The sequence below is a fragment of the Micromonospora sp. DT43 genome (assembly GCF_049841645.1).
Classification (GTDB): Bacteria; Actinomycetota; Actinomycetes; order Mycobacteriales; family Micromonosporaceae; genus Micromonospora.
On the sequence record NZ_JBNCKR010000012.1, the window covers coordinates 200272 to 222063 of the forward strand.

The following is a 21792-nucleotide window of genomic DNA, read 5'->3' on the forward strand; positions in this document are numbered from 1 at the left end:
GGGCAAAGTTTGCCTCGTCGCGCGGGACAATGTCGGGATGAGGTGGACTGTTCTCGACTCGCCGATCGGAGAGTTCTCCGTCGGCACCGAGGCGGAGGGCGTCCGGGCGGCGCACTTCGGCCGGGTGGAGTCGGCGACCGACGAGCCCCGCGACGCCGCCGCCCGGCAGGCCGTAGCCGAGCTGCGGGCGTACTTCGCCGGTGAGCTGACCGCGTTCACCGTGCCGGTGTCGGCTCCGGGTGGCTCCGAATTCGAACGGGCGGTGTGGCGGGAGATGACAGGCATCCCGTACGGCGAGACGCTCACGTACGGCGAGGTCGCGCGCCTGGTCGGTGATCCCGGTGCGGCACGGGCGGTGGGCGTGGCCTGCAACCGCAACCCGATTCCGGTGCTCGTGCCGTGTCACCGGATCGTCGGCGCGGGCGGCAAGCTGATCGGGTTCGGTGGAGGGCTGCCCCGCAAGGTCAAGCTGCTGGAGCTGGAGGCCGGGGTCGCGCTGCGACACGCCTGGTCCTGAGCCCGGGCATGTGACGGCTGTTACACATTTCGATACGCCGTCCTCCACATCTCACTTTCACATCCTGCCGTTGATCGGTGCGCGGCTTGCCAGTGGCAGCCGAGATCAACGAATGAGGAGGTAGAGGCAGTGCCAAGCTTGGTTGACGTGCCACCGGAGGAGCTATACAAAAGTGGTATGGCCTTCACCCTGACGCTCAAGCCCGAAGTCGAACAGCGCCTCAAGGAGCTTGCCGAGGCCGAGCACCGCTCGATGCACAAGACCGTCGAGGTGGCGATCCAGGAGTACCTCGAGCGTCAGGAGCGCAACGAGTGGACCCGCCAGGCCGCCCGGCGGATCTTCGAGGAGGACGCGGAGTTCTTCGAGATGTTGGGGGACCGATGATCCAGCCCTGGCCCGAGCCGGAAGACCTGTTGATCCTCCTGTCCGAGCACACCGGCCCGCAGAGTCGCGTGCGGGACGGCGGCATCCTCGTCGCTGCGGCGACTCGTCCGCACGCCCGGGTCCTGGGGCGTGCCGTCTACCCCACCGTGCTGGACAGGTCGGCGGCACTGCTGCACGGGTTGATGGTGTGGCGCCCGCTCGACATGTGGAACGCAGGGCTCGCCTGGGCGGCGATGCGGATCTTCCTCGTCCGCTCCGGCGTGACGCTGACCATGCCGGCCAAGGAGCGGATGGCGTTGACCGATGCGCTGGTCAGCGGTGAGGTCGACTCGGTCGACGAGTTGGCGCTGCGGCTGTCGCCGTACCTGGAGATGGCGGGCTGAACGCGGCGAGGGCCGGGTCCTTTCGGACCCGGCCCTCGGCGGTGCTGCTGGTGTTCAGCGGGTCAGCGCTCGACCTCGCCGGCGATGAACTCCTCCACGGCCTGGTGGGCGTCGTGGTCGGCGTACTGCACCGGCGGGGACTTCATGAAGTACGACGAGGCCGACAGGATCGGGCCGCCGATCTTCCGGTCCAGCGCGATCTTCGCGGCGCGGACCGCGTCGATGATGACGCCGGCCGAGTTCGGCGAGTCCCACACCTCGAGCTTGAGCTCGGCGTTGAGCGGGGTGTCGCCGAACGAGCGGCCCTCCAGGCGGATGTACGCCCACTTGCGGTCGTCCAGCCACGGCACGTGGTCCGACGGGCCGATGTGCACGTCGCTCTTGCTCATCTCGTGCGGGATCTGCGAGGTCACCGACTGGGTCTTCGAGATCTTCTTCGAGACCAGGCGGGTGCGCTCCAGCATGTTCATGAAGTCCATGTTGCCGCCGAAGTTGAGCTGGTACGTGCGCAGCAGCTCGACGCCGCGGTCCTCGAAGAGCTTCGCGAGGGCGCGGTGCACGATCGTGGCGCCGACCTGGCTCTTGATGTCGTCACCGACGATCGGCAGGCCAGCGTCGGTGAACTTCTGGGCCCACTCCGGGTCGGAGGCGATGAAGACCGGCAGGGCGTTGACGAACGCGCAGCCGGCGTCGATCGCGGCCTGGGCGTAGAACTTGGCCGCCTGCTCGGAGCCGACCGGCAGGTAGCAGACGACGACGTCGACCTGCGCGTCGCGCAGCGCCTGCGTCACGTCGACGGCAGCGGCGTCGGACTCCTCGATGATCTCGCGGTAGTACTGGCCCAGACCATCGAAGGTCGGGCCGCGCTGCACGGACACGCCGGTCGGCGGCACGTCGCAGAGCTTGATGGTGTTGTTCTCGCTGGCGACGATCGCCTCCGCGAGGTCCATGCCCACCTTCTTGGCGTCGACGTCGAACGCCGCGACGAACTGAACGTCAGAGACGTGGTAGTCGCCGAAGGTGACGTGCATGAGACCCGGGACGCGGTCGTTCGGGTCGGCGTTGCGGTAGTACTCGACGCCCTGAACCAGGGACGAGGCGCAGTTACCCACACCGACGATGGCGACGCGGACGGAGCCCATAGCGTCTGCCTCCTTCTTTTCTGTCACGGCCGCTCTTTCCTGGTCTCTCCAGGTGGAGGCGGGCTGTTGTCTTCTCGTCGGCCACCGGCCGTCCCCATGTGCGGGACCGTCGGGGCTCGGCCGGAGCGCTCGTTGGCGATGAGCTCCTCCAGCCAGCGGACCTCACGCTCACAGGCGTCCAGGCCGTGGCGCTGCAGTTCCAGGGTGTAAGCGTCGAGGCGCTCGGCCGCCCGGCCCAGCACGTCACGAAGCCCTTCGCGACGTTCCTCGATCTTGCGGCGGCGACCCTCCAGAATGCGCAGGCGGGTCGCCTGGTCGGTCCGGGCGAAGAACGCGAAGTGCACACCGAAACCCGTGTCGTCGTAGGTCTCGGGCCCGGCCTGCGCGATCAGCTGGGCGAAGCGTTCCTTGCCGTCCGCGGTGATTTTGTAGACCACCCGACCTCGTCGGCTGGTCAGCGCGGGAACCTCCTCGGCGGTGGCGGGTGTCTCAGCAGCTTCGGTGATCCATCCCGCCGCCTGCAGCCTGCGTAGCGTGGGATAGAGCGAGCCGTAGCTGATCGCCGCCCGGATCGCGCCGAGTTTGGCGGTCAACTCCTTGCGCAGCTCATAGCCGTGCATCGGAGACTCCTGCAGGAGGCCGAGGATGGCGAACTCAAGCACGAGCCACCCTCTCTTACCCTCCGGCGCGGAGCGGTAACCGCCGCGATGTATCGGACCGATACATCGCACGTTAGCGGGTCGCGTGGGCCAGGGCAAACCCCCGTTCCGGGGTGCTGCCGTCACGGATCGTGACCGTGGTCGCCTCGTCGAGCCGGACCGCGTACCCTTCTCCGCATGCGTACGCAGCGCCAGGTCGTCGACTACTCGCTTCAGAAGCGAGCAGTGCTGCGTGAGCTCCTGGCCGGCCGGGTCGGCACGTACGACGTGTGCGACGCATCGCCGTACCTGAAGAACGCTGCCCGGTTCCACGGCGAACCGACCGACCGCCGCTGCCCCATCTGTCGCAGCGAGAATCTGACTCTCGTCCACTACATTTACGGGGACGAACTCAAGCAGTCCGCCGGACAGGCCCGGACGCTGGCCGAGCTGCCCGTGCTGGCGATGACGCTACGTGAGTTCCAGGTCTTCGTGGTGGAGGTGTGCCTCGGCTGTGACTGGAACCATCTCGTCGAGCAGTACCTGCTCGGCCGGGACGGTCTCACGGGCGACGGCGACGGTGTCGCCGGCAGTGAGCAGGACGCGGCGGGCGCGGGTCGGCGGAGGCGAGAGGCGCAACGGTGATCTCAAGTGGTTCGACCGGCTCCGGGGCCGTGCACATGACCCGGGACGGCCTGCCACTCGTTGGTCCGATTGGCCCGATTGATACAGCAATGACCTTGGCGATCCGGCACCCTCGTGCCGGCGTCCCGGGTGAAGCAACTCACGGCAACCCGGTGGCGGCGCAGTCGCGCCCCACCGCGACCGGCAGGGTGTGAGGAATGAACTCGTACGGCGATCCCAGTTCTGCGCGTGGGCGGGCTCAGTATCCGGGCCCGAACGGCGACCCCGGACCGGGTGCGGACGACGCGTACCGCCGACCAGGTGGTGACTCTCGTGCCGGCGGCTGGTCCGCCGCGGAGCAGCCCGCGGCGCCCCCCGGCCGAGCTTCGGTGACACCGCCGGCCGCCGGCGGTCGTGCGTCGGTGGGTGGTTCGGCGTCCGTGCCGCCTCGCGGCGGTGCCGCCGCCGGTTCCGCGTCGGTGGGTTCGGCCACCCCGGGCCGGAGCGGGCGGGCCTCGGTGCCCGTGTCGCCGGCGCCCGGTGTGGCCGCGGGACGCGCCGGTGCGGGCCGGGCCTCCGTCCCGGTGTCGCCGGCGCCTGGCGCGCCCGCGGGCCGGGCACGTGTCGGCGCCGCTGCCGTCGGCGCGGCCTCGGCCGGCCGGGCCAGCGTCGGCTCCGCGTCCGTGGGAGGCCGTGCCGCGGTCGCGCGGGCGAGCGTCTCCCCGGTCTCCGGCGGGCCGGGTGGTCCCGGAGGGCCAGCTGGGCCGAACGGGCCGGGTCGCGGTGGCCGAGGTGGCCGCGGCGCGGGTGACCCAGCCGGGGCGGCCCGGGCCAAGAAGCGCAAACGGATGAACCTGGTGATCGCCGGGTTCGCCATCTTCATCATGCTCGCCGGTCTTGGCGTGGTCGGGTTCACCTACTACTCGACGAACGTCGTCATGCCGGACGAGATCACCCCGCCGCAGGCGACCACCCTGTACGCGTTCGACAACAAGACGATCATCGCCAAGGTCGGCTCGCAGAACCGCACGCTCGTCAGCATCGAGCAGATTCCCGAGTACGTGCAGCACGCGGTGGCCGCTGCCGAGGACCGCAACTTCTACCGGCACTCCGGTGTGGACTACAAGGGCATCGTCCGGGCCGCGTGGAACAACGTCTCCGGCGGTGACAAGCAGGGCGCCTCGACGATCACCCAGCAGTACGCCCGCAACGCCATCGAGAACCTCAAGGACGACACCTACGGGCGCAAGGTGAAGGAGGCGATCTTCGCCTCCAAGCTGAACGACGAGTACACCAAGCCGGAGATCATGCAGCACTACCTCAACGTGATCTACTTCGGGCGAGGTGCCTACGGCATCGAGGCGGCGGCGCAGACCTACTTCGGCAAGTCGGTGTCGAAGCTGACCCCGGCCGAGGGCGCGGTGCTCGCTGCCCTGATCAAGCAGCCCGAGCCCAGCGCGACCCACCAGGGGTTCGACCCGGCGATCAACCCGACGGCCGCACAGGACCGCTGGAACTACGTGATCGAGGGCATGGTCAAGGAGGGCTGGCTGCCTGCGGCTGAGCGGCCCACCGAATATCCGACGAAGACCCTCAAGAGCCCGAAGAAGGGCGGCGTCGGGCTCGACTACGGCGTCGACACGCCGTACGGCAACGTCATCAACTACGTCCGCGAGGAGATGCGGGACAAGGGCATCTGCGTCGACAAGGACGAGCAGGTCACGGATGCCAAGCCCCTGTGTTCCCAGGCGCTGATGGCCGGCGGTTACCGCATCCGCACCACTATCGACACCAAGATGCAGGCGGCCGCCGTCGAGACGGCCCAGCGCAAGTCCAAGGGCTCCGAGCTGGCCGGCCAAAAGTCGAACCTCATGGCCGCGGTGGTCGCCATCAATCCCGCGAACGGCCGGGTGGTCGCCTACTACGGTGGCGACAACGGCACCGGCACCGACTACGCCGGCAAGAACACCGACTCCAGCGGGGCGATCAGCGGTGGCCACTCACCCGGCTCGAGCTTCAAGATCTACACCCTGGCCGCCGCGCTCAAGGCCCAGAAGGCGCTCGAGTCCCGGTGGAAGGGCAAGGCCTTCAAGCCGGAGGGCACCGGGTTCAAGGTCAGCAACGCCGGTGATGACGACCCGGACTGCCACAACTCCTGCACGCTGCGGGTGTCCACGCTCAAGTCGCTGAACGTGCCGTTCTACTACGTCACCCAGGACATCGGCGCGGACAAGGTCATCGACATGGCCAAGCAGGCAGGTGTCACCACCATGTGGCGCACCGACAAGATTCCGGCGCAGGCGTACGACCTGACCAAGACGGACCCGAAGGACATCACGCCGGAGCCGTTCTTCAACGTGGTCGGCTACGGCCAGTACCCGATCACTGTGCTGGACCACGCCAACGGTGTGGCTACCTTCGCCAACGGGGGTGTCTACAACAAGGCGCACTTCCTCTACTCAGTGGAGAAGCAGAACCTGAACACCGGCAAGTGGGACAAGGTCTCCAGCGAGAAGCTCGACTCGAAGCAGCGGATCGACAAGAACGTGGTCGCCGACGTGACGTCGGTGCTGAAGGACTACCCGGCCGCGGTCAACCACCGGCTCGACGACGGTCGCAAGGCGGCCTCCAAGACCGGCACCTGGGAGCTCAAGGGCGACAGCTCCGACAACGGTGACGCCTGGATGATCGGCTACACGCCACAGTTGGCCACCGCGGTCTGGGTGGGCAACGTGAAGGACCGGAAGCCACTCATCCTCAAGGACGGCCGCAAGGTCAGCGGTGGCAACCTCCCCGGTGACATCTGGGAGCGGTTCATGAACGAGGCGCTGAAGGGTAAGGAGAAGCTCGACTTCCCGCCCGCGGCGAACATGGGCGACCCGACCGCCGGTAACGGTGACGCCGCGCCTCCGCCCACGCCGCCGGCCGGTCAGCCGGGCGGGCCGGGTGGACCGGGTGGGCCGGGTGGCCAGCCCTGTGACCCGCTCACCAATCCGTTCTGCCCGCGCACCGACGGCAACCCCGGCGGCAACAACCCCGGCGGTCCGGGTGGCCCCGGCGGCCCAGGAAACGGCGGAAACGGTGGTGGGCTGCTGCCCGGCCTGCCACCGGCCACTCGGGACTGACCCGCACCGCGCAGTACGCCGCCGCCGGCTGGACGACAGGTCCGGCCGGCGGCGGCGTTTCCGTACCCCCGATCTCGGCGTCGGGACAGGACGAGAACCCCCGTCGTACGGCAGGATGCCTTTTCATGAGCACCCAGTCGACGCCCGGCATCGACGACGCCGGCACCACCGACCACCCGTCCCGCTCCGATGGGTTCGTCCGCGGCCTGTCCGGTGCCATCGGCGGGCCGCTGGGCGACCACGCGACCGCACTGGACCGGCCGGCCGGCCACGAGCGCCGATTCTGGACCGTCGTCCGGATCGTGCTGGCGCTCGTCTGCCTCACGCTCGCGCTGCACTGGGTGCAGAAATCCCCGTGCCAGGACGGCGCCTGGCAGAAGAACGTCCAGTACACCCGGTTCTGCTACACCGATGTGCTGGCCCTCTACTACGCCGAGGGCCTCAACGAGGGCAAGGTGCCCTACCGGGACCACCCGGTGGAATACCCGGTGCTGACCGGCTACTTCATGGGGGCGCTGGGTCTGCCGGTGCACGCCATCGGCGACGGCGACCCGAGCATCAACCAGGGCCAGTGGTTCTACAACCTCAACGCGCTCGTGCTGGGTGCCCTCGCCGTGGCGACCGTGGCGGTGATCCTGGCGTTGCGCCGCCGACGACCCTGGGACGCCGCGTTGTTCGCGCTCGCCCCGGCGTTGGTGCTCACCGCCACCGTCAACTGGGACCTGCTCGCCATCGGGTTGGCGGCATTCGGTCTGCTGGCCTGGGCGCGACGACGACCAGCGGTGGCAGGTGTGCTGCTCGGCTTGGCCGGCGCGGCGAAACTCTGGCCGCTGTTCGTGCTGGGGCCGATCCTCGTCCTGGCGCTGCGGGCCAACCGGCTCCGCGCCGCGCTCACCGCCCTCGGCGCGGCCGCGGTGGCAGTGGTTCTGGTGAACCTGCCGGCTTACCGCGCCAACCCGGACAACTGGGGCCGGTTCTTCGAGCTGAACACCACTCGGCCGATCGACTGGGGCACGCTCTGGTACATCGGGCGCTACCTCGACGGCAAGGTCGGCAACGACCCCGGCCAGCAGGGCCCGTTCGACTGGTTGAACGCCAACATCCCGGCCCTCAACACCCTCTCGTACGCCCTGTTCGGGCTGGCCTGCCTCGGCGTGGCCGTGCTGGCGCTGCGGGCGCCGCGCCGGCCTCGGCTCGCCCAGCTCGCCTTCCTGGTCGTCGCCGCGTTCCTCATCTTCAGCAAGGTCTGGTCTCAGCAGTTCGTGCTCTGGATGCTGCCGCTTGTGGTGCTGGCCCGCCCCAAGTGGGGCGCCTTCCTGGCCTGGCAGCTCGCCGAGGTCTGCTACTTCGTCGCCTTCTACGGTGAACTGCTCGGCGCGGCGACCAGCAAGCCAGTCTTCCCGGAGGGGGTGTTCGTGCTGGCCTCGACGTTGCGGCTGGCCACCGTGGTGGTGCTCTGCGTGTTCGTCGTCAAGGAGATCCTGCACCCCGAGCAGGACGCCGTACGGGCCACCTACGCCGACGACCCGGACGGCGGCGTGCTCGACGGCGCACCCGACGCGCCCTGGCTGGATCGCTGGCGCCGTCGAGCATCGACAAGCGAGCCCGAACCCGAGCCCGCGATCACCACCACGTGAGGCGAAGCGTCAGAGTCGATAGACGACGGCGTCGCCGACGTCCTGGCGTGTGATGCCGAGCGACTCGACAGGTGCGTCGATGGTGATCTCCCACGGCGTACCGGGCACCTGGCCGCGCAGCAGCACCACCGTGCGGACGCCGAGCGTCCGCAGGTAGTCGACGCTCGTCTGGTCGGGGAACGACTGGCTGACCCGGCGGACGTCGTCGAGCTGCCGAGGCGTGAAGCCACTGCCGCCGTTCACCACGTCCGGGAATCCACTCGTCGACCAGAGCATCACGTGCTGGTCGATGTTCTGGTCGCTGGGCAGCACCAGCAGCGGTCCCTCCGCCGAGCGCATCGCCGCCGGCTGGGCCGGCACCACCGGATGCGGGGTGGCGTTCAGGCCCTCAAGGGTGACCAGCAGAAGCGGCAGCAGGGTGGCCATCCGCAGCCACGGCCCCGGCCAGGACGGGATCCGCTGGGCGGCCAGCTCACGGACCCGGTCGGTGAGGGTGGTGATCGCGCCCGCCGCTAGCAACGCGAGCAGCAACGTCGTCCAGAGCATCAACCGGCCCGGGGTACGCAGCGCGTTCCAGCCCGGCGCGTGTTCGAAGAGCGGCACGTAGGTGAACGTGCCGTCGAAGAAGCGGGTGCCCATCGCGAAGGCCATCGTCACCAGCACCCCGACGAGCAGCAGCAACCGGTGCCGCAGCCGCCAGACCGAGAAGAACAAGCCACCGGCGGCCAGCGCGTAGAGCACGAAGCCCGGCAGCAACGTCATCTCCGCATGCCACGGCAGCGCCGCGCGGGCGCCCTCGTGCAACCCGCCCCAGATGCGGGATTCGGCGGGCGCGGTCACGAAGCCGGACGCCGGCGGCGAGAACATGCCGACGTCGCGGATCGTCCGCTCGGCGTACGGGTGCAGCTCGGTCACCTTGAAGTACGGGAACGCCATAAGCAGGCCCACCCCGGCGAAGAGCACCCCGCCGAGCACGTCGGCCACGAGGAGCCGGCGCCCGAAGGGCAGCGCCCGGCCCGACCTCAGCCGGCGGACTCCGAACAGCACCGCTACGACGAGCACCACGCCGGCCAGGAAGTACGCGAACGGCAGGCCGATGCCGAATCCGAGGCTGACCTGCCAGGCCGCCACCAGCCAGCCGGCGTACACCCAGCCGTCGTGCCGCCGCTCCGGCCGGTAGCCGTACCGCAGCGACCAGCCGTGCCCCCGCGCGAGCATCGCGAGAGCCAGCGGGATGCCACCGTTGGAGAGCACGTGCAGGTGCCCGGCCTGGGCCAGCAGCCACGGCGCGTAGGTGTAGCCGACACCGGCCACGGCGGCGCCGATCCGACCGGCGCCGAGCTGGCGGGCCAGCGCGTACGCCCCGAGTGTGGCGAGCGCGTGCGCCAGCACGAACATGATGTTGTAGCGCAGCACCGCGTCCTGGGGGCCGCTGCCGAGCATCCCGGCTGGGGCGTAGCCGAGCAGCGTGTCGGAGAACGCGAAGCTCCACAGCTCCGGGAAGAACGTGTTGGACTGCCACAGTCGCGCCGGGTCGGCCAGCAGGATGTGCCCGGACCACGCCATCTGCCAGGACTGCAGGCTCGGGTCCCAGGAGTCCTGTGGAAGCGTGTACCGCGGGTAGCGCAACGTCGGCCAGGTCATCAGCACGGCCAGCGCCAGCGAGGCGAGGGCGGCCAGGGTCCACTCGTGGGCGAGGAACCGGCCGACGGCGCGGACAGCTCGGCTGAGTCGGCTGGGTCGCGGCTCCGGCGCCGACGCGAACGCCTCCCAGCGTTCGGCCTCGACCGGCTTCGGGTCCCCGTCGGCCTTCTGCGGACCGTCGGCGTCCTTCGCCTTCGTACCCTCGACCTCGTCGGCGTCCCTGACCGCGCCACCCTTGGCAACGTCCTTCGTGGCGTCGGCTTTCGTGGCGTCAGTCGTCGTGGCGTCGGTCGTCGTGGCGTCGGCTTTCGTGGCGTCGGTCGTCGTGGCGTCGGTCGTCGTGGCGTCGGTCTTCGCGGTGTCGGGTTTCGTGCCGTCGGTCTTCGCGGCGTCCTTCGTGTCGCCGGCCTTCGCGGCGCGCTTCGGGCCGCTGGCCTTGGCGATGTCGTCCCCGGCGCGCGTCGGCGCCGGTCGGCTCGGGGCGTCGTCGGTCGGCGTGGGCCGGGCGTTCCCGGGCTGTCCGGTGGTCATGCGGCCGTGCGCTCCGTCCCGAGCTGCTGGCGGAGGAAGTCGATGTCGGCCGCCTGGCCGGGGACACCGCCCGGGGTCTCGACGACCACCGGTGCCCCGGCGGCCCGGATCACGGCCACCACCAGCTCCGGGTCGATCGTCCCGCCGTCCAGGTTGTCGTGCCGGTCCTGGCCGGAGTTGAACGCGCCCTTGGAGTTGTTGGCGTGCACCAGATCGATCCGACCGGTGATCGCCTTCACCCGGTCGACCAGGCCGAGCAACTCCTCGCCACCGGCGTACGCGTGACACGTGTCGAGGCAGAATCCGACCTCGTGGTCGCCGATGGCGTCCCAGAGACGGGCCAGCGCGTCCAGCCGGCGGGCGCAGGCATTGTCGCCGCCGGCGGTGTTCTCGATGAGGACCGGGACGCCGAAGCCGCCGGAGTCGGCCGCGTACGCGAAGGTCTTGCGCCAGTTGTCGAAGCCGACCGCCAGGTCGTCGCCGGCGTTGACGTGTCCGCCGTGGACGATCAGGCCCCGGGCGCCGATCGCCGCCGCCGCGGTCGCGTGGCCCAGCAGCAGCTTGCGGCTGGGGATCCGGATGCGGTTGTTCAGGGTCGCCACGTTGATGACGTACGGCGCGTGCACGTAGAGGTCGACCTCGGCCGCCCGCAGCTGTTCGGCGTCCTCCCGCGGCTTGGGAGCCTTCCACCCCTGCGGGTCGGAGAGGAAGAACTGCACGGTGTCGGCGGACCGGGCGGCCGCCTCCGCCAGCGGGTCGGTCGAATCGACGTGGGCTCCGATACGCATGGCAGCGAGCCTACGTCGCGGCCCCGACGGCTGCGGTGACGGCCGGCGCGGTGTCGTCACCGTCGCGTCACCACGGCTGCTCGACGATCGTTGATGGGATGGAACCCGGCGAGCGGAGCCCGGGGCTGCGTGTGGCGGGCATGCCGCGCATGGCAGTCGGCGCTCGTCGGCCCACCGACGAGGTCACCCCCGCGGCGCGGCCCGGCGCCGCGGGGGCGACCCCTCGACGTGGCAGATCTTCGCCGTTGCAGAATCTCGGAAAATTCTGCCTTTTGCCCCAAGAAGGCACGAGAGCCGTTGTATCGTCAGATAACAACACGATAAAGCTCCGCGGGGCGTCTCCGGTCCAACCTCATCGGTGTGGTCGTTCCTCCCCAGGTCCCACCCAAGGAATGCGGACGGGACGCTCCGCGGCCTCGTTGACGGGGGCTCGCCACCGACCAGTAAACGGTCGGGTGGCGGGCCCCCGTCGCCGTGCGCGGCGCGCCGGCCCGACCGCCCCGGGCATGATCGTCCGGACCGGGTATCCTGGTCAGGTTGTCCGCGTCCGGCCGGGTTCCCCCGGCACGTGCGGGCAGCGACGCACGACCTCCTGCCACGGAAGGACCGTGGCCGCTTAGCCCACAGGAGGTGAGCACGTCTTGCGTCATTACGAGATCATGGTGATCCTCGACCCCAGCCTCGAGGAACGCACCGTCGCCCCGTCGCTCGACACGTACCTGAACGTGATTCGGACCGCGGGTGGCTCGGTTGAGAAGACGGACGTGTGGGGCCGCAGGCGCCTCGCGTTCGAGATCAACAAAAAGGCCGAGGGCATCTACGCCGTCGTCGACCTGCAGGCCACGCCTGCTGCCGTGGCCGAGCTGGACCGTCAGCTCCGGCTGAACGAGTCCGTGCTGCGCACCAAGGTCATCCGGCCGGAGATGCGCTAAGCATTCAGTCCGGCATTCAACCCGGTTCGCCCGGATCAGCCTCCGCGACTCTGTCGTACGGCTCTGCGAGCCTGTACGGCGAGACGCTGAGTGCGCGAGGAGATGGTCATGGCAGGAGACACCACCATCACGGTCATCGGCAATCTGACCGATGATCCCGAGTTGCGGTTCACCCCGTCCGGTGCGGCGGTCGCCAAGTTCCGGGTCGCTTCGACGCCCCGTTTCATGGACAAGACCACCAATGAGTGGAAGGACGGCGAGCCGCTCTTCCTGGCTTGCACCGTGTGGCGTCAGGCGGCGGAGCACGTCGCCGAGTCGCTGCAGCGGGGCGCCCGCGTGATCGTCTCGGGTCGGCTGCGTCAGCGGTCGTACGAGACCCGCGAGGGTGAGAAGCGCACCGTCATCGAGCTTGAGGTCGACGAGATCGGCCCGTCGCTGCGCTACGCCACGGCGAAGGTGCAGAAGATGTCCCGCTCCGGTGGCGGTGGCGGCGGCTTCGGTGGTGGCGGCGGTGGTGGTGGCCAGGGTGGCGGCGGAGGCAACTTCGACGACCCCTGGGCTTCGGCTGCACCCTCTCCCGCGCGTGCCGGTTCGGGCGGCAACTTCGACGAGGAGCCTCCGTTCTAATGGCGCCGAGCGCCCGCGATCGCAAACCAGGAGCAAGGTCAATGGCCAAGGCTGCGGCACTTCGCAAGCCTAAGAAGAAGGTGAACCCGCTCGACAAGGACGGGATCACCTATATCGATTACAAGGACACGGCGCTGCTGCGCAAGTTCATCTCCGACCGCGGCAAGATCCGCGCTCGGCGGGTCACCGGCGTGACCTCGCAGCAGCAGCGGCAGATTGCCCGCGCGGTCAAGAACGCCCGCGAGATGGCGCTCCTGCCGTACACCGCCACGGCCCGCTGAGAGGAGGCACCGATATGAAGATCATCCTGACTCAGGAAGTGTCCGGCCTCGGTGCCCCGGGCGACATCGTCGAGGTCAAGGACGGCTTCGGCCGTAACTACCTGCTGCCGCAGGGCTTCGCGATCGCCTGGACCAAGGGCGCGGAAAAGCAGGTCACGGTCATCAAGCGGGCCCGTTCGGCCCGCGAGATCCGCGACCTCGACCACGCGAACGAGGTCAAGGGTCAGCTCGAGGGTCTCAAGGTCAACCTGAAGGCCCGCGCCGGCGACGGCGGTCGGCTCTTCGGCTCGGTCACCTCGGCCGAGATCGTGGACGCCGTCAAGGGCGCCGGCGGTCCGGTCCTCGACCGTCGCCGGCTGGAGGTGCCCGGTCACATCAAGTCGACGGGCACCTACCCGGTGAAGATCAAGCTGCACCCCGAGGTCACTGCGTCGTTCAACCTGAACGTCGTTCAGGGCTGACGACCAGCCGCACCACGACGAGGGCCCGCACCGAGCGATCGGTGCGGGCCCTCGCGCGTACGCCCCGCGCCGACCGGGTCGCCGTCAGCCGATCGGTTGACCGGTCACCGCGCTGATCAGCACCGTGGAGAGGCCGCCACCGACCACCGCGGCGGCCAGCGCGATGGTCGCCGACCGCCACGTCGTACCGACCCGCCGTAGCAGCGCCGCCACCACCAGACTGCTCACCAACGCCAACCCGAAACGCGGCGAGCCAGCCAACAGCGACTCCAACGCGCGCGACCGTGCGGAGTCGCAGCCACCCCCGCTGATATCGGTGACACAACCGGCGGGCGCCTGCCCGTCCAACGTCAGCAACCACAGGAAGATCAACACCGACGGCACCAGGTAGCAGGCGGCGGTGTAGAGCAGCGGCCGGATCGACCCACCGGGATCCGGGTCGAGCAGGTCGTCCTCCAGACGGCGCGCCCACGCGCCCGTCGCCACCGACTCGACCCGACGCCGCACCGACGCCGTGCCGACAGGCGAACGGTCCGCCCGACGCCGCGCGCCATCCGGGGGTACGGGAGCGCTGCGCGGTCGTGGGGCCGTGTAACCCGCCACCGGCGACCGGGGCGCTGACGTCGTGGTATCCATCCAGCGCGGATCGTCACCCGACAACCGCGTCCCGGGCCAGAAACCGTTGTCCCGACTCGGCCACCCCTCGGCCGCCGTGAACCGATCGGAGCGGGGTGGGAGCGTGCGGTCCCACTGGTCGTCCTCGACAGCCGAGCGTTCCCACTGGCCGGTGCGGTCGGATCGCTCCCAGCCACCGACGCTCTCCGCCTGCGACCACTGCTCGCTCAGGTCGGTGCCGTCCGGGCCAGCCGGCGGCCACGCGTGCACACCCGAGGCGTCCCACGGATCCACCGCGGGCACGTACGACGGCTCCGGCTCCGCGGCCCGCTCCGACCCACGTTCCCACGGATCCACCGCCGGACGCGTCCAGGACTCCTCCGCCGCCCGCCGGCTGCGCCGCGTCGGCCGGCTCGGCTCCGGACGAGCCGTCACGTCGGCCGGGTCGGCCTCCAGGTCCCCACCGGACCAGATCACCTGCGGACGGCCGGCCGGCGCACGGCGGGGACGACGATCCGGGGCCGCGCCAGAGACCGGCTCCTCCTCCGACGCGTCGGCACGCCGACGGCCCGCGTACCCCCGCTCCTGCGGTCGATCGAGTGTCCACTCCCGGGTGTGGTCCGACTCGGGGCCCGCACCGATCGCCGGCTGCTCGCGCCTACCCGTCTCGATGGCACGCCGTCGGGGACCCCTCGTCTCGGCGCTTCGCCAGCCGCCCCCGGAACTCGGGCGCTCCGGTTCGACCTCGACCTCGGGCTCGTCCTCGTCGGGCGCGGCGTGCCGGCCACCGCCGTCGGCGTGCCGAACTCCCGACTCCAGCGCCCATCGCGGCAGGTAGGCGTCGACCGGTTCGTCCTGCCCACGGTCCAGTGCGCGCCGCCGGCTGGAGGTGCGATAGCGCGCGTCCTCGTCGTACGGGTCGACCGGCGAGGGCAGCATGGGCTCACCCCACGATGCGGTCGGCGGGCGCTCGCGCGGGCTGCCCTCCCCGCGTCCCCAGTCCCGGTAACTCACGGCCGGAGTGTGACCCTTCTGAACCGAAAGCGTAATCCGCTGTCCAGGTGTAGCCGTTCGCTGGAGATAGTACGGGAAGATCGTGTCACAGAACCGACCGAAATATTCTCCTCCACAGGCTGGGGACCACGTTTTAGCAGCTCAGAGGCTTGTGGCCGAGAATTCCCCAACCGTTGTCCACAGCCTGTGCACACCCTGCGCACATGCTCGTCCACCGGTGTCCACAGGTTGTCCCGAGGCTCGTCCACCGGGCTTGTTGAGTCGCTGACCTCGGGGTCCGTATGGTTGGCCCTCGACCGCCGGCGCGATGGCCCCCGATCGACCGGCCTGGTCGAGGAGAACTGTCGTACCTCGGCGGTAGAGCTGAGACCGGATCCGACGCAGTGGAGGGGGGACCCGTGTCGGTCACCGACGACAGGCGCGCGGAGTCACGGCCCGGCGGCGGCCAGCCGCCCGTGCAACGCGACGGCCAGTTCGACAAGACCCCACCGCAGGATGTCGCGGCCGAGCAGTGCGTCCTCGGCGGCATGCTGCTCTCCAAGGACGCCATCGCCGACGTCGTCGAGATCCTCAAGACCAACGACTTCTACCGCCCGGTGCACGCCACCATCTTCGACGTCATCCTGGACATCTACGGCCGGGGTGAGCCGGCCGACCCGATCACCGTGGCCGCCGCCCTCACCGACTCGGGCGATCTGGCCCGCATCGGTGGCGCCCCCTACCTGCACACCCTCATCGCCAGCGTGCCCACCGCCGCGAACGCCGCGTACTACGCACGGATCGTCAGCGAGCGGGCGGTGCTGCGGCGGCTGGTCGAGGCCGGCACCAAGATCGTGCAACTGGGCTACGGCACCGCCAACGGCGGCAGCCGCGATGTCGACGACATCGTGGACCTCGCGCAGCAGGCCGTCTACGACGTCACCGAACGGCGGGTCAGCGAGGACTTCGCGATCCTGGCCGACATGCTCCAGCCGACACTCGACGAGATCGAGGCGGTGGGTGCGCAGGGCGGGATGATGACCGGTGTGCCGACCGGCTTCACCGACCTGGATCGGCTGCTCAACGGCCTGCACGCCGGACAGCTGATCATCGTGGCCGGCAGGCCTGGTTTGGGCAAGGCGCTGGCCCTGGACACTCCGCTGCCGACGCCGGATGGCTGGACCACCATGGGCGAGGTCCGGGTGGGCGACCAACTACTGGCGGCGGACGGCACTCCCACCAGGGTCACCCACGCCTTCGACGTGATGTACGACCGACCCTGTTACGAGGTTGAATTCTCCGACGGCACGGTCATCGTGGCGGATGCGGAGCACCTGTGGCAGACGACAAGCCGCGCGAGTCGACGGCAGCCTCCGGCACGGCAGAGGCGGCACTGGTCCGAGTCGTCGCTGGCGAACGTACGTGCGGCACACGAGAGATTCGGCGCCTCGCGGAACCAGCCGATCACGCTCTTCGACACCATCGAGCAGGTCGGGCCGGAGTTCCGACATGTCCTGCACACCGTCGCCCGTCAGGTCGGGTCGGTCGGCCGGATCAGCCGTCCCATCGTCCGTAACGGCAGGGCGCGGAACTGGAGCGCCCCCGGGTATCCGGCCGGCCCCCTTCTGAGCGCGCTGCTCGAACGCGCGGAGCGGGAGGTCAACGCCGCTAGCCGGGTCGACCACGACGGTGTCGTCACCACTGCTGAGATCGCAGCAACCCTGCGTACGGACACCGCTGACCGCCGGCTCAACCACGCCGTACGGAACAGCGCTCCCCTGCGCCTTCCTGATCGGGAACTGGTGGTCCCGCCCTACACGTTGGGGGCGTGGCTCGGCGACGGCCACACGGGTGCCAGCCGATTCACCACCGCAGACCCAGAGATGATCAACCACGTCGAGGCGGACGGCTTCGTCGTTCGACCCAGCGGGCCAATGGTCTACACCATCTTGCTCCCGCCCACGCCTGTCGCAGCGGGGAACGGCGTCTGCGTGGACTGCGGCGTCCGTACCAGGGCGTTGCGCGAGAACCGGGCAACCAGGAGGTGTGCCGACTGCCACAACCGGAACGGTTCCTTCGTCGGGTTGCTCCGTCAGGTCGGAGTGGCGGCGGCCAAGCACATCCCTGACACCTACCTGCGCGCCTCGGAGGTCCAGCGCCGGGCGTTGCTGGCGGGGCTGATGGACACCGATGGCACCGTCGCCCCCATGGGAAACCTGCAATACACGTCGACCTCGAAGCGACTGGCGGACGACGTTCGCGAACTCGTCGTCAGCCTCGGCTATCGCTGCACGGTGAACGCGAAGTCGGTACCCGGACGCACCCCCGAGTCGTCCATCGCGTACACCGTGAACTTCTCCACGCCGGACGTCATCTTCCGACTCGAACGAAAGCGGGTCGCGCACGCGGAACGCCGCCGCACCGCCTCCGACGTCCGGACGACCTCGCGCTTCATCGTCGACGTGCGCCCGGTGCCGAGCGTGCCGGTCCGCTGCGTCACGGTGGACAACTCCGAGCATCTCTATCTGGCCAGTCGGGCGATGATCCCAACCCACAACAGCACGGCGAGTATGGACTTCGCCCGGAACGCCGCGATCCGTGCCAATCAGGCTGCCGCCATCTTCTCGCTGGAAATGAGCAAGGTCGAGATCGTCATGCGACTGCTCTCGGCCGAGGCGCGGGTGCCGCTGCACGTGCTGCGCAGCGGGCAGCTCTCCGACGACGACTGGACCAAGCTGGCCCGGTGCATGGGTGAGATCAGCGAGGCGCCGCTCTTCGTCGACGACACCCCGAGCATGAACCTGATGGAGATCCGGGCGAAGGCCCGCCGGCTCAAGCAGCGGCACGACCTCAAGATGATCGTGGTCGACTATCTCCAGCTGATGACCTCGCCCAAGCGCACCGAGAGCCGGCAGCAGGAGGTCGCGGACCTCTCGCGTGGTCTGAAGCTGCTCGCCAAGGAGGTCGAGTGCCCGGTCATCGCGGTCAGTCAGCTGAACCGTGGTCCCGAGCAGCGCACCGACAAGCGCCCCCAGCTGTCCGACCTGCGGGAATCTGGGTGCCTTACGGCTGACACCCGACTGATACGAGCAGATGACAATAGTGAGATCACGCTCGGTGAACTGCTAGCCAACAGCGCGAAGGGCATCCCGGTCTGGGCACTGGATGAGGGCCTTCGCTACACCCCACGCACCATGACTCACGTCTTTCCTAGTGGCACCCGCGAGGTCTTTCGTCTGACCCTCGCTTCGGGCAAGCAAATCGACGCCACAGCCAACCACCCGTTCCTCGCGTTCACCGGATGGGTGCCCCTGGGTGAACTCTCACCAGGAGATCGCATCGCCACGCCGCGACACCTGCCGCCCCCAATGGCCGTCCGGCCGTGGGCTGACGCCGAGGTCGTCATGTTGGCGCATCTCCTCGGCGATGGTTCCTTCGTGCGGCGTCAGCCGATCCGATACGCCAGTTGCGATGAGCTGAACCTCCAGGCGGTGACGGACGCGGCGAAGCAATTCGGGATCAGTGCCGTGCGTGACGACCATCCGGCGGCGAGAGTGACCACGCTCCGCCTGCCCGCTCCGTACCAACTGGCGCGTGGTCGGCGTAACCCGATCGCGGAGTGGCTGGACAGCTTGGGGCTCTTCGGCCTCAGATCACACGAGAAATTCCTCCCCCAGCCTCTCTTCAGCCTGCCGAAGGAGCAGGTCACCACATTCCTGCGCCACCTGTGGTCGACGGACGGGTCGGTGACTGTCAACAAGTCAGGTCGCGGCGGACGCGTCTACTTCGCGTCCACGAGCCGACGATTGCTTGAGGACATCTCTCGACTGCTCCTGAGGTATGGCATCACGGCCCGGCTGAAGGTCGTACCGGTGGTGGGTCATCGTCCGCAGTACACACTCGACGTCTCCGGCCGCGACGACCAGTTGAGGTTCTTGCGTGAGATCGGCGTCCACGGGCAGCGGTCGGAGGGTTGTGCTGCTCTCCTTGCCTCGTTGGAGTCGACGGAGAGCAACACGAACGTCGACACAGTGCCGCGCGAGGTGTGGGCCAGGGTCAAGGAGATCCTGGTCGAGCAAGGGATGACCCATCGCGAGTTTGCGAAGGCAATCGGTACCCAGTTCTGCGGCAGCACCCTCTGGAAGCGTGCGCCCAGCCGCTCCCGACTGGCGGCGATCGCCCGCGTTCTCGACGCTGCCGACCTGGACCTGCACGCGACCAACGACATCTTCTGGGACTCGATCGTGTCCATCGAGCCGATCGGTGAGCAGGAGGTGTTCGATGCGACCGTGCTTGAGAAGCACAACTTCATTGCCAACGGCATCGCCACCCACAACTCGATCGAGCAAGATGCCGACGTGGTCATCCTGTTGCACCGCGACGACTACTACGACAAGGAGTCGCCGCGGGCGGGCGAGGCGGATTTCATTGTTGCCAAGCATCGGAATGGGCCGACGGACACGGTGACGGTTGCCGCCCAACTGCACCTGTCCCGCTTCGTCGACATGGCCATCGGCTGAGGCGTAGCCGATCGGGTCACCCCAGCAGAGGGAACCAGCCTGCCGCCTCGCCCAACTCCAGTCGGTCCCGGTCGGTAAGCGGGATCCTGCCGGTGGCCTTCAGGAGGAATTCGGTGTCGTCCCATCCGGCGGGGCGGACCGTGTCGTCGCTCAGCAGGCCGTCCATGGTGGAAACCGCGACCCGTACCGCCAGTGGGCCGGGTGGCGGCGCGTCCGGCAGCTCGGGCGTCAGGTCCAGGTGGTGCACCACGGCCTCGGTGGTCAGGGTGGCCAGGAGATCCGGTACGCGGAGCACGTGCCCCTGCGTGGTGACGTACCCCTCGGGGTCTGCCGCCGCGGCGGCACGGACCGCCGCCGGGGCGGTCTCCTTCCAGACTCGGACGATGCCTGTCGGCCGGTCGAAGGCGGACGCCGATCGGCGAACCCACCAGGCGTGCCTTGCGGCCCCGTCATCGCCGCCCGGGAAGCCGCGCCAGTAGGACACGTCGTCGGAATCGGCGGGGCCGCCAATGGGGCTGGCCAGGGCCACGAGTGCCCGTTGGGCGTCGCCGAGCACATGCAGCAGCAGGTCCGCGACGAGCCAGCCCTGGCAGCGGGTGGCTCGTTGCAGGTGCGCGTCGTCCAGGTCGTCGACCACGGCGGTGATGCCGTCGTACGCCTCGGCGAGAGCCTGGTCCTGCTGGATCCCGGTCATGCGATGCAGCCTCGCATGACGCGCCCCGGCCGCCAACCATCGACCCGGGTGGGTGCGTGCCGCGGATCGGGACGCTGGACCGCCGCTGGAACACGCCTCTGAGTCAGAGCCCTGACTCAGAGGCATGCCGCCTGGGGATGACTCCGCTGCGAGGGCTCAGCCGAACATCTCGTCGAGGAAGCCCTTGCGCTTCTTCTGCCGGTAGTGGCCGTGGTAGCCCTGGTGCTGCTGCTGGTGGCCGTAAGCAGGCGCCGGCGGGTAACCGTGGACGGGCGGCGGGGGCGGCGGTGGGGGGACCGCGCCGTAGCCGGGCTGGTGCTGCGCCGGGGCGTGCGGCGGCGGGTAGCCACCCGGCTGCTGGACGGGCTGCGGGGGGTAGCCACCCGGCTGCTGCGGCGGGCCGCCGGGCTGCTGGCGGCTCCAGTTGGCCTCTGCCTCGAACAGCTTCTCCAGCTCGCCGCGGTCGAGGAAGATGCCCCGGCACTCCCCGCACTGGTCGATGAGGACGTTGCTGCGCTCGTACTGTCGCATTTCGCCGTGACACTTGGGACAGGTGAGGCTAGTCATCACCTGACGGTACCTGGTCGAGCTAAGCGGTTGCTGTGAGCGCGTCGACGACCTCGTCGTCGGAGACCTCGTGGAAGTCGTCGTAGTAGACGCTGACCGCGCCGAAATCGGGTGGGCGCTGGGCGCAGATGACCTGGTCGGCCTCGGCCGCCAGCAGCTCGTACGCCTCCTGGGCGCCGACCGGCACGGCCACCACCACCCGGCGGGCGCCGAGCCTGCGGACGACTTCGACGGCGGCGCGGGCGGTGGCGCCGGTGGCCAGACCGTCGTCGACGATCACGGCGACGCGCCCGGTGAGGTCCAGCGGTGGGCGACCGCCCCGGTAGAGCCGCTCGCGCCGCTCCAACTCGACCTGTTCGCGATGGCTGACCGCTGCGATGTCGTCGCTGCTGAGACGGCTGGCGATCGCGTCGTTGAGCACCTGCACACCGCCCGGGCCGAGTGCGCCGAAGGCGACCTCCCGGGCCCAGGGCATGCCGAGCTTGCGGACGACAAGCACGTCGAGTGGGGCGCCGAGCCGTTCGGCGACGACCCGGGCCACCGGTACGCCGCCGCGGACGAGGCCGAGGACGACGGCGTCCGGTTCGCCGACGAGGGCGGTGAGCCGCTCGGCGAGCACCCGGCCCGCCTCGGCACGATCGCGGTACGTGGTCATGCCCTCAGGTGTACGCCGTGCGGCGGCGTTCCGC

19 protein-coding genes are annotated in these 21792 nt (G+C 69.5%); 11 read left to right on the forward strand and 8 right to left on the reverse strand.

Going from position 1 to position 21792, the window contains the following annotated elements; genetic code table 11:
* The first annotated feature begins 37 nt into the window (after positions 1-37).
* The 3 genes from ACLQ26_RS25575 (at position 38) to ACLQ26_RS25585 (ending at position 1284) form a co-directional block, all read left to right on the forward strand.
* Positions 38-517 (forward strand): methylated-DNA--[protein]-cysteine S-methyltransferase, encoded by a 480-nt coding sequence (locus tag ACLQ26_RS25575; RefSeq protein WP_425746838.1) that lies wholly within the window; start codon positions 38-40, stop codon positions 515-517.
* Between the two features lie 177 nt (positions 518-694).
* The gene (locus tag ACLQ26_RS25580) at positions 695-901 is read left to right on the forward strand and encodes a ribbon-helix-helix protein, CopG family (RefSeq protein ID WP_393290923.1); all 207 of its coding nucleotides are present in this window, start codon (positions 695-697) and stop codon (positions 899-901) included.
* Positions 898-1284: a hypothetical protein gene (locus ACLQ26_RS25585; protein ID WP_425746839.1), complete on the forward strand. Its 387-nt coding sequence runs from the start codon at positions 898-900 to the stop codon at positions 1282-1284. The genes ACLQ26_RS25580 and ACLQ26_RS25585 overlap by 4 nt, the downstream gene beginning before the upstream one ends.
* A gap of 62 nt (positions 1285-1346) precedes the next feature.
* Here ACLQ26_RS25585 and ACLQ26_RS25590 read toward each other — a convergent pair whose 3' ends face one another.
* Positions 1347-2426, reverse strand: coding sequence for an inositol-3-phosphate synthase (locus ACLQ26_RS25590; RefSeq protein ID WP_425746840.1), 1080 nt, complete (start codon positions 2424-2426; stop codon positions 1347-1349).
* A 23-nt stretch (positions 2427-2449) separates the two neighbouring features.
* Positions 2450-3088 (reverse strand): PadR family transcriptional regulator, encoded by a 639-nt coding sequence (locus ACLQ26_RS25595; RefSeq protein WP_425746841.1) that lies wholly within the window; start codon positions 3086-3088, stop codon positions 2450-2452.
* A 174-nt stretch (positions 3089-3262) separates the two neighbouring features.
* Between ACLQ26_RS25595 and ACLQ26_RS25600 the strand changes: the two genes are divergently transcribed.
* The 3 genes from ACLQ26_RS25600 (at position 3263) to ACLQ26_RS25610 (ending at position 8450) form a co-directional block, all read left to right on the forward strand.
* A complete protein-coding gene (locus ACLQ26_RS25600; protein ID WP_425746842.1) occupies positions 3263-3709 on the forward strand; it encodes a DUF5318 domain-containing protein in 447 nt (148 codons plus the stop codon).
* A gap of 197 nt (positions 3710-3906) precedes the next feature.
* A complete protein-coding gene (locus ACLQ26_RS25605; protein WP_425746843.1) occupies positions 3907-6813 on the forward strand; it encodes a transglycosylase domain-containing protein in 2907 nt (968 codons plus the stop codon).
* Between the two features lie 125 nt (positions 6814-6938).
* Positions 6939-8450, forward strand: coding sequence for a glycosyltransferase family 87 protein (locus ACLQ26_RS25610; protein ID WP_425746844.1), 1512 nt, complete (start codon positions 6939-6941; stop codon positions 8448-8450).
* A 9-nt stretch (positions 8451-8459) separates the two neighbouring features.
* On the opposite strand, the gene ACLQ26_RS25615 is transcribed toward ACLQ26_RS25610, so the two are convergent.
* Positions 8460-10625 (reverse strand): hypothetical protein, encoded by a 2166-nt coding sequence (locus tag ACLQ26_RS25615; protein ID WP_425746845.1) that lies wholly within the window; start codon positions 10623-10625, stop codon positions 8460-8462.
* Entirely contained in the window at positions 10622-11413 is a 792-nt protein-coding gene (locus ACLQ26_RS25620) for a deoxyribonuclease IV (RefSeq protein ID WP_425746846.1), read from the reverse strand. The genes ACLQ26_RS25615 and ACLQ26_RS25620 overlap by 4 nt, the downstream gene beginning before the upstream one ends.
* Before the next feature lie 641 nt (positions 11414-12054).
* Between ACLQ26_RS25620 and rpsF the strand changes: the two genes are divergently transcribed.
* From rpsF to rplI, 4 genes are all read left to right on the forward strand, one after another.
* Complete coding sequence (rpsF, locus tag ACLQ26_RS25625) at positions 12055-12345, forward strand: 30S ribosomal protein S6 (RefSeq protein ID WP_007453836.1); 291 nt, start codon at positions 12055-12057, stop codon at positions 12343-12345.
* A 90-nt stretch (positions 12346-12435) separates the two neighbouring features.
* Positions 12436-12972 (forward strand): single-stranded DNA-binding protein, encoded by a 537-nt coding sequence (locus tag ACLQ26_RS25630; RefSeq protein WP_266247452.1) that lies wholly within the window; start codon positions 12436-12438, stop codon positions 12970-12972.
* A gap of 41 nt (positions 12973-13013) precedes the next feature.
* Positions 13014-13253 (forward strand): 30S ribosomal protein S18, encoded by a 240-nt coding sequence (gene rpsR, locus ACLQ26_RS25635; RefSeq protein ID WP_007073789.1) that lies wholly within the window; start codon positions 13014-13016, stop codon positions 13251-13253.
* Positions 13254-13267: 14 nt separating this feature from the next.
* Positions 13268-13714 (forward strand): 50S ribosomal protein L9, encoded by a 447-nt coding sequence (rplI, locus tag ACLQ26_RS25640; protein WP_007453817.1) that lies wholly within the window; start codon positions 13268-13270, stop codon positions 13712-13714.
* An 84-nt stretch (positions 13715-13798) separates the two neighbouring features.
* On the opposite strand, the gene ACLQ26_RS25645 is transcribed toward rplI, so the two are convergent.
* The gene (locus tag ACLQ26_RS25645) at positions 13799-15343 is read right to left on the reverse strand and encodes a hypothetical protein (RefSeq protein ID WP_425746847.1); all 1545 of its coding nucleotides are present in this window, start codon (positions 15341-15343) and stop codon (positions 13799-13801) included.
* 281 nt (positions 15344-15624) lie between these two features.
* On the opposite strand from ACLQ26_RS25645, the gene ACLQ26_RS25650 reads away from it, so the two are divergent.
* Positions 15625-19842, forward strand: a complete 4218-nt coding sequence (locus ACLQ26_RS25650; RefSeq protein ID WP_425746848.1) for a replicative DNA helicase — start codon at positions 15625-15627, stop codon at positions 19840-19842.
* 16 nt (positions 19843-19858) lie between these two features.
* Here the strand turns inward: ACLQ26_RS25650 and ACLQ26_RS25655 are convergent, their stop codons facing one another.
* The 3 genes from ACLQ26_RS25655 to ACLQ26_RS25665 form a co-directional block, all read right to left on the reverse strand.
* Entirely contained in the window at positions 19859-20536 is a 678-nt protein-coding gene (locus ACLQ26_RS25655) for a maleylpyruvate isomerase N-terminal domain-containing protein (RefSeq protein WP_425746849.1), read from the reverse strand.
* Between the two features lie 156 nt (positions 20537-20692).
* Positions 20693-21103 (reverse strand): zf-TFIIB domain-containing protein, encoded by a 411-nt coding sequence (locus ACLQ26_RS25660; protein WP_425746850.1) that lies wholly within the window; start codon positions 21101-21103, stop codon positions 20693-20695.
* 22 nt (positions 21104-21125) lie between these two features.
* Positions 21126-21758 carry a phosphoribosyltransferase gene (locus tag ACLQ26_RS25665; protein ID WP_425746851.1) on the reverse strand — a complete coding sequence of 211 codons (633 nt, stop codon included), beginning with the start codon at positions 21756-21758 and terminating at the stop codon, positions 21126-21128.
* Between the last annotated feature and the right edge of the window lie 34 nt (positions 21759-21792).

Coding starts and splice junctions, on each gene's coding strand:
- ACLQ26_RS25575 (WP_425746838.1), top strand. CDS start 38: ATGAGGTGGACTGTTCTCGACTCGCCGATCGGAGAGTTCTCCGTCGGC.
- ACLQ26_RS25580 (WP_393290923.1), top strand. CDS start 695: ATGGCCTTCACCCTGACGCTCAAGCCCGAAGTCGAACAGCGCCTCAAG.
- ACLQ26_RS25585 (WP_425746839.1), top strand. CDS start 898: ATGATCCAGCCCTGGCCCGAGCCGGAAGACCTGTTGATCCTCCTGTCC.
- ACLQ26_RS25590 (WP_425746840.1), bottom strand. CDS start 2,426: ATGGGCTCCGTCCGCGTCGCCATCGTCGGTGTGGGTAACTGCGCCTCG.
- ACLQ26_RS25600 (WP_425746842.1), top strand. CDS start 3,263: ATGCGTACGCAGCGCCAGGTCGTCGACTACTCGCTTCAGAAGCGAGCA.
- ACLQ26_RS25605 (WP_425746843.1), top strand. CDS start 3,907: ATGAACTCGTACGGCGATCCCAGTTCTGCGCGTGGGCGGGCTCAGTAT.
- ACLQ26_RS25610 (WP_425746844.1), top strand. CDS start 6,939: ATGAGCACCCAGTCGACGCCCGGCATCGACGACGCCGGCACCACCGAC.
- ACLQ26_RS25615 (WP_425746845.1), bottom strand. CDS start 10,625: ATGACCACCGGACAGCCCGGGAACGCCCGGCCCACGCCGACCGACGAC.
- ACLQ26_RS25620 (WP_425746846.1), bottom strand. CDS start 11,413: ATGCGTATCGGAGCCCACGTCGATTCGACCGACCCGCTGGCGGAGGCG.
- rpsR (WP_007073789.1), top strand. CDS start 13,014: ATGGCCAAGGCTGCGGCACTTCGCAAGCCTAAGAAGAAGGTGAACCCG.
- rplI (WP_007453817.1), top strand. CDS start 13,268: ATGAAGATCATCCTGACTCAGGAAGTGTCCGGCCTCGGTGCCCCGGGC.
- ACLQ26_RS25650 (WP_425746848.1), top strand. CDS start 15,625: ATGGTTGGCCCTCGACCGCCGGCGCGATGGCCCCCGATCGACCGGCCT.
- ACLQ26_RS25655 (WP_425746849.1), bottom strand. CDS start 20,536: ATGACCGGGATCCAGCAGGACCAGGCTCTCGCCGAGGCGTACGACGGC.
- ACLQ26_RS25660 (WP_425746850.1), bottom strand. CDS start 21,103: ATGACTAGCCTCACCTGTCCCAAGTGTCACGGCGAAATGCGACAGTAC.
- ACLQ26_RS25665 (WP_425746851.1), bottom strand. CDS start 21,758: ATGACCACGTACCGCGATCGTGCCGAGGCGGGCCGGGTGCTCGCCGAG.